This window comes from Pseudomonas sp. GM50 (genome assembly GCF_000282375.1).
Lineage (GTDB): Bacteria > Pseudomonadota > Gammaproteobacteria > Pseudomonadales > Pseudomonadaceae > Aquipseudomonas.
Genome location: NZ_AKJK01000138.1, coordinates 14,761 through 28,111 on the forward strand (window position 1 = coordinate 14,761; position 13,351 = coordinate 28,111).

The window sequence follows — 13,351 nt, forward strand, 5'->3', positions numbered from 1 at the left end:
CTCCACCAAGGTTCATCATCAATGCGTCGTACTCTGTTTTCTATCTGTGTGCTCCAGGCGTTTTCTCCGTCTACATGGGCAGAGCAAGCCGCTACGGAAAAGACCAGTCTGGAGTTGCAAGCGACCGACATCATCGGTACGACGGACTATGAAACAGCACAAGGGCCGGTGAAGGGGTATCACGCAACGCGGTCGGCCAGTGCGACACGAACCGACACTGCGATTCACGAAACGCCACAGTCCATTAGTGTGGTGTCCAAGGATGTTGTAGAGGACATCGGTGCTACTCGCCTTCAGGACGCACTCGATTATGCCGGCGGAGTGGGACGGGCCAACAACTTCGGTGGTCAGGGGCTGACCACCTTCACGGTGCGTGGATTTACCACCGGAGAGTTTTATCGCAACGGTTTTCCAATCAACCGTGGTTATCCGAACATGCCTGACGCAAACACCATCGAGCGGCTGGAGGTACTGCGCGGCCCAGCGACCATGCTCTACGGTCGAGGCGACCCGGGTGGCACGTTTAACGTGGTCTCCAAGCAACCGCTGGCTGAGCGCTCCGTCACTCTGGGGAGTCAGCTCGACGACCAGGGTATGCAGCGCGGTACGCTGGATGCCTCTGGCCCGCTCGACGAAGAAGGTCGTCTGGCGTATCGCCTGAATGTGGTGGGCGAGGGCGGGGAAACCTTCCGTGATCATGTCGAAACCGAACGTTATGGTGTGACGCCGGTTCTTTCCTGGCAGGCCAACGACGACACCAAGGTGATTTTCGAGGGCGACTTCATGCGCAACAATCACCCTCTGGACCGCGGTCTGACGCGCTATTCGAATCAAATTGGCACAGCGTCTCGTGACACCTTCTTCGGTGAAAAAGATGCGGGCAAATTACACAACGACAACAACATGGCGCAGCTGCGGTTCGAGCACCTGCTAAGCGATAACTGGACATTGGGTGGTGGTTTTCAATGGATCGATGGCACCTTGCAGGGCAACGCAATTGAAGCCAATGGTGTTGCCGCTGATGGGCGCACGTTGGGTCGTAACTTCAGCTACCGCAAGCTGGAGTGGACGGATAAAGACACTCAACTGAACCTCACCGGGCATTTCTCCACGGGCGGCTTCGAGCACACGCTGTTGACCGGTGTCGAGTATGAGGATTATGACTACAAGTCCATCATCCAGCGCTCCAGCGGAGCGGTCGGCGCCTATTCGATCGACCTCTTCAATCCGGTGTACGGCCAGCCTCGTCCAGCCTTGACCCGTACCCCGACCAACGACAAGGAAAACCTCAAGACATACGCAGCCTTCGTTCAGGATCAGGTGGCGTTGACCGAGCGTTTAAAAGTCCTGGCGGGCGCCCGTTTCGAGCGCTTTGAGCACGACTACGAAACTTTTGTGCCGGGTGGCAGGAGCTGGGCTGCGAGCGACAATGCGGTGACGCCGCGTCTTGGGGTGATTTACGATCTTACCGATTCTGTAGCGGTGTATGCCGATGCAGCGCGCTCCTTCAAACCCAATACGGGGGCCAGCCGTCAGGGCGGAGGTTTTGACCCGGAAAAGGGCAAGTCTTATGAGATGGGGATCAAATGGGAAGCCCTGGATCGCCAGTTGAGTGTTGACGCGGCGATATACCAGATTGAAAAACGCAACGTCCTCACTACCGATCCTGTGGACTCTACATTCAGCGTAGCGGCCGGTGAGGTGCGCAGCCGTGGCTTTGATCTGAACGTGGCCGGCAATCTGACTCCAGAATGGCGAGTGATTGGCGGCTATGCCTATGTCGATGCCGAGGTCACCAAGGACAATGTGATCCAGTCGGGAACCCGGCTGATGAACATTCCGCAGAACAGTTTCAGCCTGCTCAACGTCTACGAGTTCCAGGATGGCACTTTCAAAGGGCTAGGCTTGGGTGTGGGGGGTAAGTACGTCGATGAGCGTGCGGGCCAGACCGCTAATACGGCGTTTTCGATGGGCAGTTACACCGTTGTCGATCTGCTCGGCTTCTACAAGGTCAATGACAAGGTCAGGCTCAATCTCGATGTGAAGAACCTGTTCGACCGTGACTATGAAGAGGGCGCCTTTGGCAATGTCTATGCCTACCCTGGTGAGCCGAGAACCGTTCAGGTCGGTATTTCTTACACGCTCTAGCCGATCTTCAAGGCATCCTTGCGAGCAACACGCGCTCCCCTTCAAGCGGAATGCCAGTCAGGCTGACTGGCATTTTTATTTCCAAGCGGATGCTTCGGGGTGCTGCTAAAGCAACTGATCAATCAAAACCGCGTTGGTATAGATCAAGCTTCCATCGCTCGCTCGATGCCCGACCAAATGGAACTGACCGCGCCCGTGCTGCAAGTAGACGCGCATTTGGCAGTCGGACAAGGGGTCGTATCCCTCTGGCAAGACCAAATCCATTGAACTCATGTCGACATCAACCATGGCTTCAGGCTCATGGGTCTTCTGTAGGCGTTCTTCAGCTTCCTCCAGACGCAGATGGAGGGGGCCATCGACATCAAAGCTGATCTCACCCACCGGGGTGGACTTTGGGGCGCCGCTGGGTTTGCACCAGCCTTCGATCGTCAGGTTACTCATGACGAAACCTCCATCGTGGACTGCTGGACTCTATAGCTCTTGTCTCTTCTCAAGCCATCCGCTTCTGGCCGATTCTGCCATCGCCATCAGAATTGAGTATAGCTGGGAGCGCCAATTCGCTACGCCCATTTAGTCCCGAGAGACGTAACGCTGAATGTCCATAGTTGTATGTAGCGAATAGCTTTAAACGATTAACTTAATGTTCGAATTGGAATATCTGATCAGCAGGTTTTTCAGAAAAAGCACGTGTTCCGTCCATGCACTATACTTCCTGCTGACTTTACCGTCGGAATGGATGGTACTTGTCTGCCCTGCTTGGACGTCAGTGGCGATGCGTTTGCATAACCAGTGAACAACAGGAATAGGATGAAGAGAAAATGGCAATAGCAATTATCTTGATACTAATCGTTATTGCATCAGTGTTGTTCCATCTACTAGCGCCTTGGCATGCGACACCGGCAGCCTCCAACTGGGGATCCATAGACACCACCCTGTTCATCACCCTGATCATTAGCGGAATATTTTTCATCGCCATCACCGTATTTATGGCGGTAGCCGTGATGCGTTATCGTCACAAGGAGGGTGCCAGGGCGCACTACCAGCCAGAAAGTAAAAAACTGGAAACATGGTTGATTATCGTGACCTCTATAGGGATTGCCGCGATGTTGGCGCCAGGCCTGGTGGTTTACAGTGATTTCATCAATGTGCCGAAAAATGCTTATGAACTCGAAGTGGTCGCCCAGCAGTGGCAGTGGGCCTTTCGTTTTGCCGGCCAGGACGGGAAGCTGGGTAAATCGGATATCAAGTTTGTTGATTTCACCAATCCCCTCGGCCTTGATCCCAAGGATCCTGTCGGGCAGGACGATGTGCTTATAAAGAGCAATGAAGTTCGCCTTCCGCTCGATCAGCCAGTGAAAGTTTTACTGCGCTCTAAAGATGTGCTGCACAATTTTTATATCCCGCAAATTCGCAGCAAGATGGACATGGTGCCGGGGATGGTGTCGTACTTTTGGTTTACGCCGACTAAAACCGGGAAATATGAAATCCTTTGTGCTGAATATTGTGGTGTAGGTCATTACAACATGCGCGGCCAGATGATCGTGGAAGAGCAGGGCGCCTTCGATCAATGGCTGAACAGCCAACCGACTTTTGCGCAGACATTAACGACAGCTGCCAAACCCAGTCAGGACAGCGTGTTGGAAAAAGGTCGCTTGTTGGTCGAAAAATACGGCTGTGGTGCCTGCCATAGCCAGGATGGCAGTAGCAGTCTCGGCCCGGGATGGAAGGGGCTTTACGGCCGCACTGAACAGTTTGCCGATGGCACCCGTGCACTGGTCGATGAGGCCTACCTGAAAGAGTCGATCCTCGATCCGAAGGCCCGCCTGGTACAGGGCTACCCGCCAGTCATGGTGGCCTATACTCTCACTGGAGATGAACTGGGTGCTGTCGTCGCCCTGATCAAATCACTGGGTGCCGCGCAGCAAGAACCTTCTGCCAGCGAAAAGATGGACAGAGGTGACGACGTGGCGACGCAGGGGCAGCGGCTGGCCGAGTCGCTCGGCTGTCTGGCCTGCCACAGTGTCGATGGCAGCAAGGGCGTCGGCCCCAGCTGGCAGGGCCTGTATGGCGAGGCCGTAACCCTTGCCGACGGTACGAGTATCAAGGCCGATGAGGGCTATATAAAGGATTCGATTCTTAATCCCGGCGCCAAAATCGTCAAAGGCTATGCCGCCGTCATGCCGGCCTTTACCCCGAGTGATCAGGAGTTGAACGCACTGATCGCATTTATCAAATCCAAAGCGAATGCCGACGCTGATGCGAGCAAGGCGGAGCCAGGGAAGTAGCCGTAAAGCAGCCAGGAATGCACCGAAACTTCGAACAGGAGGATGACGTGATGGCCTATGCGGAGCAAGCCGAAACAGAAGCACTACACGAGCCCAAAAGCTTCCTGACCAAATATATCTGGAGTCAGGACCACAAGGTCATAGCCATTCAGTATTCCTTGACGGCTATATTCGTGGGCGTTATCGCCGTGGTGTTGTCCGGCTTGATGCGCATACAGATTGGCTTCCCCGGCGCTTTGGAGTTCATGGACGCCAGTGCTTACTATCAGGCGATGACCATGCACGGCATGATCATGGTCATTTACTTGCTGACGGCCTTGTTTCTGGGTGGCTTCGGTAACTATCTGATCCCGCTGATGGTGGGCGCCCGCGACATGGTCTTCCCCTACGTCAACATGCTGAGTTACTGGTTCTACCTGGTAGCGGTAGTGGTGTTGCTCTCCAGTTTCTTTGTTCCTGGCGGTCCCACCGGTTCGGGCTGGACGCTCTATCCGCCGCAGTCCATTTCTCAGGGGACACCGGGGGTCGAGTGGGGCATCGTCCTGATGCTCGTCTCACTGGCGATTTTTATTGTCGCGGCCACCATGGGCGGGTTGAACTACGTCACCACGGTGTTGCAGGCGCGCACGCACGGCATGACATTGTTTCGCATGCCGCTCTCCGTATGGGGAATCTTCATGGCCTCGATCATGGCCTTGCTGGCTTTCCCTGCGTTGTTTGTCAGTGCGGTCATGATGCTGTTTGACAAGCTATTGGGCACCAGCTTCTTTATGCCGGCGATGGTCTCGCTGGGGCAGCAGCTCGATCATCAGGGTGGCAGCCCGATATTGTTTCAGCACCTGTTCTGGTTCTTCGGCCACCCGGAGGTCTACATCGTTGCTCTCCCTGCGTTTGGTCTGGTCTCCGACTTGATCAGCACGCATGCGCGTAAAAATATCTTCGGCTACCGAATGATGGTGTGGGCCATTATTGCGATTGGCGTACTCAGCTTTGTGGTCTGGGCGCACCATATGTATGTCAGCGGAATGAATCCGTACTTTGGCTTTTTCTTCGCCGTCACCACCTTGATCATCGCAGTGCCGACCGCACTGAAAGTCTACAACTGGGTGCTGACCCTGTGGCGCGGCGACATCCATCTGACCGTGCCGATGCTGTTTGCCCTGGCCTTTATCGTCACCTTCCTGGTCGGCGGGCTGACCGGGTTGTTTCTCGGCAATGTGATTGTGGATATTCCGCTTTCGGACACCTATTTCGTCGTCGCCCATTTTCATATGGTCATGGGGGTCGCACCGGTACTGGTGGTGTTCGGCGGCATTTATCATTGGTTCCCGAAAGTCACCGGGCGCATGTTGAACGACACCCTGGGCAAGCTGCATTTCTGGATTACCTTTCTGGGCACCTACGCCATCTTCTTCCCCATGCACTACCTGGGTTTTCAGGGCATGCCACGCCGCTACTACGCCTATGAAAACTACGCGTTCATCCCGCAGTCGGCGCAAGAGTTGAATGCCTTCATTACGGTGATCGCATTGACCGTCGGCGTTTCCCAGTTGCTGTTCCTGTTCAACCTGGCCTGGAGTGCATTCAAGGGCAAGCCCGCAGGCAGTAATCCCTGGGGTGCGGCCAGTCTGGAATGGCAAACGCCGAATACCCCGCCGATACACGGTAACTGGGGGGCGAAGCTGCCGGTCGTGCATCGCTGGGCCTATGACTACAGTGTGCCGGGGATAGAGCAGGATTTCGTTCCGCAAACGGTCTCCGCCGAGGAGCTGGAGCAGATGCGGCAACTGAGTGCCGGAACCAAGATAGCGGACGTTAAAACATGAAAAGGCTGCTATTGAGAAACGCCGACGGCGCTGACCCCGGCGGCAGTTGGAGTCGCGACCCTGAAGGTATCCAGGCCCCCGAGGGTGCCGATAGAGGCCAAATCGCAAGAGTGGGCCTGCGCTTGTTTCTGGTTGTGGTGAGTTCGTTATTCTTTCTCTTCCTTTTCGCCTTTATTGCCCGCTCACAAATGGCTGACTGGCTCCCCCTGACAGACCCCTTGGCGCCGTTAGCCAACCTCTGGCAGCTATGGCTGAATTCGGCTTTTCTGGTATTCAGTTGCATCGCACTGCAGTGGTCGCGTATGGCTGCCCGGAAGGCTCGGCTGGACGCTACGGTCATTGGTTTTGCATTGGGGGGCGTATTTGCCATTGCCTTTCTGGTGGGGCAACTCTGGGTCTGGCAGCAGTTTGTGGCCTGGGGCTACTTTGTCGCCAGCAATCCGGCCAACAGTTTCTTCTACCTGTTGACCGGCCTGCACGGGCTCCACCTGCTGGGCGGGCTGATAGCCTGGAGCATAATCGTCGCTAAATTCCTGCGTCGCGTGCCGTTGCCGCAACTGCGCGTCAGCGTAGAACTCTGTACCACCTATTGGCACTACTTACTGGGTCTTTGGTTCGTACTATTCGCTTTGCTGGCCAGCACGCCGCAAACCTATGAAGCGATCGCCAGATTCTGCGGCCTGAGGTGAAAAGCCATGGCATCGCCCCCACTTGCCCCAGTCGAATCCAGTTCATCCAATCCACCAGACTCACCGCCTGCACCGGGATGGCAGGGCATCGCCAGCGACTGGTCCTCGGATAGAGAGGCCTTCAAGCAGGTCCCTTGGGGCAAGGCGATGATGTGGATATTCCTGCTCAGCGATACGTTCATATTCACCTGTTTTTTAACCGGCTACATGTCGGTACGCATGACCATCACCACCGCCTGGCCGAACCCCAGTGAAGTGTTCGCGTTGACGATTGGCGGTAGAGAGATCCCGCTTATTCTGATCGCGATCATGACCTTTGTGCTGATCAGTAGCAGCGGCACCATGGCCATGGCCGTTAATTTCGCCTATCGCCGTGATCGCGCGAAAACCACTGCGCTGATGCTGGCGACCGCGGCCTTGGGTGTGACCTTCGTCGGCATGCAGGCATTTGAATGGAGCAAACTTATCGCAGAAGGGGTGCGTCCTTGGGGGAACCCCATGGGGGCGGCGCAATTTGGTGCCAGCTTTTTCATGATTACAGGTTTCCACGGACTGCATGTGTCAATCGGCGCCATCTACCTCAGCATTGTGGCGATGAAAGTATTGCGGGGAGATTATGAGCGCTCCGGAAACTATCAAAACGTCGAGATAGCCGGGCTTTACTGGCACTTCGTGGATTTGGTGTGGGTGTTTATTTTTGCATTCTTCTATTTATGGTAGAGGAGCACGGGTGATGGCACATGCTCAGGGTCAGCAACATCCAATCAGCTTGTACCTTAAAATCTGGGGGCTGTTATTCGTCCTCAGCACGCTGTCGTACCTTGTCGACTATTTCCACTTCCATGGCTACCTTCGGTGGTCCCTGATTATCACTTTCATGTTGTTGAAGGTAGGTTTGATTGTCTCCATCTTCATGCATATGGCCTGGGAACGGTTGGCCATGGTCTACGCCATATTGGTGCCACCGTTATGTTTACTGGTGCTCGTCGGACTGATGGCCACCGAGGCGGACTATGTTTTCCTCAGCCGGGTCATTTCCTTCGGCCAATAAGCAGCTTCCAGATGGCCATGAGTCTTCAGGGCTAACCTGATATCACTCGCTTGAACTGATGCCATTTGTGCTGCCAGGCCACTGTCCAGTGAGGGGCTGCAGTTCCCGTGCCGGCGGTCTTCAGCGTTGGATGGTGTTCGATTACCTGGTCCAATACCGATTCCTGATTCGGTTCAACATCCACGAAGAAGATATGTTTTCCCTCTTCTACCATCTGTTTAAAACTGCGGAAGTGAGCGTTCGGCACCTGGATACCAAAAAAGCCGCCTTCCCAGATGCAGAAGCCAAATACAACAATGGCCAGGAAGATAAAAGGCACCCAGCCTGCGGCGGATTCGGTCCAGCCCATCCAATAGGCGCCGCCAAGGACCAGCGCCGCGAGTGGCACGCCGATCAACGCACCAATCTCGCCAGAGTGAACAACATCCTGTTTCATCAACGAGTTAACCTCGTGGAGGTGATGTTCTTCAACATCAGCCACTTGTTCACTGAGCACATGAATTTGTTCGGTATTGATGCCGTTGGCTTCCAGTTCATTTTCAACGGCCTCGAGATCGTCGAGATTGTCACTGATGTAATAGTGCCGATTCATGCCACACCTCCCATCTCGTGCTGGCTGTAGACCTCCCTTGTCCTGCAGCCGTTAACTGAGATTTGCAGTCGATGTCTGTGCACGTGGGGAACGCTGCACGCTTGATGCAATTCGTAGGAAGTATAGCATTCGCTAGTTTGCGGGGCGGGAGGCGTCAAGGACTGGAGGGCAGCATTGGGGCTTGGCGTGCGCCGACGAGTTCTGCATTGCAGCGCCACATCCAGACGTTCCCCTGTCAGCCATTCGTAGAGGAATCCCAAACGCTATGAAAATGCTAACGCTTGATGAAATTTGATAATAAATCCGTGTTTTCTGAAAAAAACGCTAACGGACTTGAGTAGTCGCGCTCATCGATCAGCGGATAATGGACGAAAATTGGGGGATGTCTCAGAGCCCATTCCACCAAATCCCAGACACAAAAAAACCGGCCATCGAGGCCGGTTTTTCTTTACCTGCATCTCCCGTCAAAAACCGACGTGAGACAAAAATTCGATTGGAGCGGGTGAAGGGAATCGAACCCTCGTTATCAGCTTGGGAAGCTGGAGTAATGCCATTATACGACACCCGCTCAGAGCGGCTGACTTTGTACCAGATGTCGGCGTGAAAATGAAGTTTTTCTTTGCGCGCGATGGCTTTAGCACGGGTGAAACGAAAGCAGAGACCGCATTGCGGTCATTCGCGGGCAAGCCTCGCTCCTACTGGAATGGGCTTGCTCGCGATGACTCTGTTTCAGATTGCCAATGCATGCTGGTCCTGGACGTAGTGGTAGCGCGGTCGGCTTTCGTGTTGCGCCGGTTTCAGGAAGCCCAGCAGTGCGTTGCGGCTGTCTCGGCAGGCGGCTTTGTGCTCCATGTCGAGAAAGTGGCCGGTGGCCTGAAGGGTGCTGAAGGTGCTGTGCTGCACGTGGCCGGCGAACAGCCTGGCATCGGCGGCGGCGGTGTACTCGTCCCATTCGCCGTTCATGAACAGCACCGGCACGTTGATTTTCTTTGCCGCATTCAGATAGCAGTTGCGATCACTGTTGAGCACGTCGCTGATGTGAAAGTGCATCTGCCCGTATTCATGTTCGGCCAACGAACTGACGTGACGGTAGTTGAAACGCTTGAACAGCGAGGGCAGGTGTTTGCCGATGGTGCTGTTCACCAAGTCACCGACCCGGTTACCGTCCCGGCTGCCGAGATAATCGACGCCGCGCTCAAGGTAGTCGAGCATGTGCTCGTTGACCACCGGCGAGAACGAGCTGATCACGGCCTTTTCGATGCGCCGTGGCCGTTGGGCCAGGGCGACGAGCGTGGCGGCGCCACCAAAGGAAAACGACAGCACGTGTTCGGCGGCGAAGTGGTCGATCAGCTCCAGGAGGATCTGCCCTTCGATTTCCTTGGTCAGCATCTTCTCATGCAGGTTGTGGGCCTTCGACTTGCCCGCGTAGGGCTGGTCGTAGCACACCACATTGAACTGCGGATAAAGGTTTTTCACGGTTTGGGCAAACGACGCAGTCGTGGACATCGAGCCGTTGACCAGAATGATGGTCTTCTCTGCGGCGTCTGCGCGATAGAACTCCGTGTAAACCCGATACTGACCCTGTATATCCAGCACAGCGATTTCTGGCCTCATGTCATAAGACTCCTGGCAAGCGGGTATGCGCGCAAATCAGATTGCACGAGCTTTGTGACAGGTAGGCATACGCCTGGAATTTTGAAGGCCCATGTCGATCCATTGCTGGCTGGTCGACGGGTATTGTTATAAGCGGGCAGTTTGCCGGGGGAAGGCGGAACCTGAGGGTTCTCTGCCGGCAAAAAGTTTCTTAGAGTAGTTTTGTGACTCGTCGGTCACGTTTCGCGCCGACGTCCTGATTCAAGCAGGGGTCACGTCATCGCGCAAGTATCTTTCGTAAAATTTTCAGCGGCTTCTGCTGAGCGGTCGTCTGCTTAGATCATTCGGATCTCATCGCTGCTCAACGGCCGGTATTCGCCGGGCTTCAACACAGCGTCGAGCGCCAGTGGCCCCATGCGTTCGCGGTGCAGGCGTATCACCTTGTTGTCGAAGTGGCCGAACATCCGTTTAACCTGATGATAGCGACCCTCGACGATGCTCAAGCGCGCGGATTTTGGCCCGAGTACGACCAGTTCGGCAGGTTGTGTGGTGAGGTCTTCGAAGGCGAAATACAGCCCTTTGGCGAAGGTGATAGCGTATTCGGCAGTGATGTCCTGCTCGGTCTCGACGTAGTAGACCTTGGGCAGTTTGGTCTGCGGTTGGGTCAAGCGTCGCGACCAGGTGCCATCGTTGGTGATCAGCATCAGGCCGGTGGTGTTGAAGTCCAGGCGACCGGCGATGTGCAGGTCTTCCTTGTCCGGTTCGTCGATCAGGTCGAGCACCGTCGGGTGTTGCGGGTCGCGGGTGGCACTGACGCAGCCGGGTGGTTTGTGCAGCATGAAGTAGCGGGCCGGCTTGCCAGCTTGCAGCACCGCGTCGTCGACTTCCACGCGGCTGAATTCGAGTACCTCGGCGTGAGGGTCGCTGACGACTTCTCCGTCGATCCTGACGCGTTTTTCCACCAGCAACAGGCGTACCTGCTTACGGTTGAAGCGGGGCAGGTTGCTGAGGAAGCGGTCAACGCGCATGGCTAGGGTTCGGTGGGAGGATTCGGTGGGAGAGCGCCGCGCATCTTACGTGATCGGCTCAGCGGCTGCTTGCAACTGCATCTCGACCTGGGCGCAGGCCGGACACAGGCAGGACTTGTCGCGCAGCTCGGCGGGCAACGCCTGGAGCACCGCCGGATCGATGCTGACGCCGTAGCACCAGCAGGCACGATCGACGGTTCGCGGGTCAGCCAGGCTGCAGTCGTTGGAGGCGCCGCAAGCCGGGCAGAGATCAGGTTTATTCATGAAGGAGCATTCGATTACAGCCAGTTTGCTTGGCCCGAGACCGCGCATGATCGGCCGGCAAGCACTCCTGCGCAAGCCGGCGATCCTGAAAATCAACGCCGATCTTGCAGATACGCTCGCCACCCGCCCAAATGACTGATATCCACCGCCCCCTCCAGCCCATAGGGCTCACAGATAAACCCGCTCTCCCAGCGCCCATCCGCCAGTTGTACCTTGCCCAACCCCAGCGGCGCCGGAATGGCGGTCAGGAACGAACCCAACTCGCTGCTTGGCAACTCCCACACTTCCACCGCAATCGCCGCGCCACCTTCTTTCACTCGGACCATGCCAGGACGATAGGGTGGGCCACCGGCCAGGGCATACAGCTGATAATCGGGGGAACTGTGAGTGGCTTCGAGCAAACGGGCTCCACGCAGCTGGAGTTGCCAGTTCAGCGCCAGCCCATCCAGGTGCGCGCCGCAGACCACCAGCCGTGCGCGATCATTGCGCGCAATATTGGTCGGCGCAGGCGCTGCCAAGCCTTGCTGACGTTGCAAGGCATCCGCCACGCTCAACAGATACTGATCGGTAAACGCCCGTCCGAACAACGTCACGCCCCATGGCAAACCATTGCCCATGAACCCGCTGGGCACGGCGACGGCGGCGTAATCGAGCAGGTTCATGAAGTTGGTGTAGTAGCCCAGTTCCGAGTTGCGCAGCACCGGTTCTGCCGCAAGCTCCGCCAATGTCACCGGGCGACCGATGGTTGGCGTGACCACGCAATCAAGGCCTTCCAGAGCTTTGTCGCACAGCGCTTTCAAGGCCTGCAGACGGTATTGGGCACGGAAGGTTTGCACGCCGGTCACCGCTGGCGCCTTGGCCAATACGGCGCGAATCACCGGCAGCACGGCTTGAGGATGTTGCTCCATCAACTCGCCGGCCACGCTGTAACGCTCCGCCACCCACGGCCCTTCGTAGAGCAACCGCGCTGCTTCGAGAAACGGCGACAAATCCAGTTCGACCGCTTCGCCGCCCATGGCTTTGAGCTGGTCGATGGCGTCACCGAACAGCAACGGGCCTTCAGGACAGCCGAAGAATGCCAGATCCTGCGCACGGGGCACGCCAAAACGGAAGGGTGACAGAGTCCCGAAGGCCGAGCCGTCATTCCACAGCGGATTACTGCGGCTGTATTCGTCCCGTGGATCGAGATGAGCGGTGAGCGCCAGTAACTGACTGGCTTCCCGGGCCGTGGCCGTGAAGGTCGTGACGCAATCGAGCGTTCGACAGGCTGGAACCACTCCGGCCGTGGAGATCAGCCCTTTGCTGGCTTTCAAACCGACCAGATTATTCAATGCCGCCGGCACCCGACCAGAGCCTGCCGTGTCCGTGCCCAGGGAAAAACTCGCCACGCCGAGTGCCACCGCCAGTGAAGACCCGGCGCTGGAACCGCCCGACGGATACTCCGTCAACACGCTGTTCGGGCAAGCGCCATACGGCGAGCGGCTGCCATTGAGGCCAGTGGCGAACTGATCGAGATTGGTCTTGCCCAACGGAATCGCACCCAGCGCCAGCAGTTGCTCGACGATGGTTGCCGAGCGTTCCGGCACATAGGCAAACGCCGGACACGCCGCCGTGGTGGGAATGCCCGCCAAGTCGATATTGTCCTTGATCGCGAACGGCACGCCGTACAGCGGCAGGCTGCCTGGGTCACGACCGTCGAGTGCGGCGAGATACGGTTCCAGTTCCTCGACACTGAGCAAATGGATGAACAGGTGATAATCCGGGTTCAGTGCCGCGGCTTTTTCACGCAGGTTCAGCAGCAGTTGCCGAGGCGTGATTTGGCCTTGGTGGTAAGCGTTGCGCAGGGCATCGAGTTGCAGATTGATGTTCATGGCG

General features: G+C 56.5%; 12 protein-coding genes and 1 tRNA gene. 6 read left to right on the top strand and 7 right to left on the bottom strand.

What is annotated here, in order from left to right:
* Positions 1-21 precede the first annotated feature (21 nt).
* A complete protein-coding gene (locus tag PMI30_RS01700) occupies positions 22-2,148 on the top strand; it encodes a TonB-dependent siderophore receptor (RefSeq protein WP_008014787.1) in 2,127 nt (708 codons plus the stop codon).
* 105 nt (positions 2,149-2,253) lie between these two features.
* Here PMI30_RS01700 and PMI30_RS31445 read toward each other — a convergent pair whose 3' ends face one another.
* On the bottom strand, positions 2,254-2,589 hold the full coding sequence (locus PMI30_RS31445) for a hypothetical protein (RefSeq protein ID WP_008014789.1): 336 nt from the start codon (positions 2,587-2,589) through the stop codon (positions 2,254-2,256).
* Positions 2,590-2,966: 377 nt separating this feature from the next.
* On the opposite strand from PMI30_RS31445, the gene PMI30_RS01690 reads away from it, so the two are divergent.
* Genes PMI30_RS01690 through PMI30_RS01670 form a run of 5 tightly spaced genes read left to right on the top strand, consistent with a single transcriptional unit; the run spans position 2,967 to position 7,999 of the window.
* Positions 2,967-4,433, top strand: coding sequence for a cytochrome c oxidase subunit II (locus PMI30_RS01690; protein ID WP_008014791.1), 1,467 nt, complete (start codon positions 2,967-2,969; stop codon positions 4,431-4,433).
* A gap of 50 nt (positions 4,434-4,483) precedes the next feature.
* Positions 4,484-6,259 carry a cytochrome c oxidase subunit I gene (ctaD, locus tag PMI30_RS01685; RefSeq protein ID WP_008014793.1) on the top strand — a complete coding sequence of 592 codons (1,776 nt, stop codon included), beginning with the start codon at positions 4,484-4,486 and terminating at the stop codon, positions 6,257-6,259.
* Positions 6,256-6,948: a cytochrome c oxidase subunit 3 gene (locus tag PMI30_RS01680; RefSeq protein WP_008014796.1), complete on the top strand. Its 693-nt coding sequence runs from the start codon at positions 6,256-6,258 to the stop codon at positions 6,946-6,948. The genes ctaD and PMI30_RS01680 overlap by 4 nt, the downstream gene beginning before the upstream one ends.
* Before the next feature lie 6 nt (positions 6,949-6,954).
* Positions 6,955-7,668, top strand: coding sequence for a heme-copper oxidase subunit III family protein (locus tag PMI30_RS01675; RefSeq protein ID WP_008014797.1), 714 nt, complete (start codon positions 6,955-6,957; stop codon positions 7,666-7,668).
* A 13-nt stretch (positions 7,669-7,681) separates the two neighbouring features.
* On the top strand, positions 7,682-7,999 hold the full coding sequence (locus tag PMI30_RS01670; protein ID WP_008014800.1) for a cytochrome C oxidase subunit IV family protein: 318 nt from the start codon (positions 7,682-7,684) through the stop codon (positions 7,997-7,999).
* A 31-nt stretch (positions 8,000-8,030) separates the two neighbouring features.
* Here the strand turns inward: PMI30_RS01670 and PMI30_RS01665 are convergent, their stop codons facing one another.
* From PMI30_RS01665 to atzF, 6 genes are all read right to left on the bottom strand, one after another.
* Positions 8,031-8,591: a hypothetical protein gene (locus PMI30_RS01665; RefSeq protein ID WP_008014802.1), complete on the bottom strand. Its 561-nt coding sequence runs from the start codon at positions 8,589-8,591 to the stop codon at positions 8,031-8,033.
* A gap of 494 nt (positions 8,592-9,085) precedes the next feature.
* A tRNA-Gly gene (locus PMI30_RS0130015) sits at positions 9,086-9,159 on the bottom strand.
* A gap of 161 nt (positions 9,160-9,320) precedes the next feature.
* Positions 9,321-10,205, bottom strand: coding sequence for an alpha/beta fold hydrolase (locus tag PMI30_RS01660; RefSeq protein ID WP_007898567.1), 885 nt, complete (start codon positions 10,203-10,205; stop codon positions 9,321-9,323).
* A 314-nt stretch (positions 10,206-10,519) separates the two neighbouring features.
* On the bottom strand, positions 10,520-11,212 hold the full coding sequence (locus PMI30_RS01655) for a pseudouridine synthase (protein WP_008014805.1): 693 nt from the start codon (positions 11,210-11,212) through the stop codon (positions 10,520-10,522).
* Between the two features lie 45 nt (positions 11,213-11,257).
* Entirely contained in the window at positions 11,258-11,476 is a 219-nt protein-coding gene (locus PMI30_RS01650) for a cysteine-rich CWC family protein (RefSeq protein ID WP_032836298.1), read from the bottom strand.
* Between the two features lie 92 nt (positions 11,477-11,568).
* A complete protein-coding gene (atzF, locus tag PMI30_RS01645) occupies positions 11,569-13,347 on the bottom strand; it encodes an allophanate hydrolase (protein ID WP_008014810.1) in 1,779 nt (592 codons plus the stop codon).
* Between the last annotated feature and the right edge of the window lie 4 nt (positions 13,348-13,351).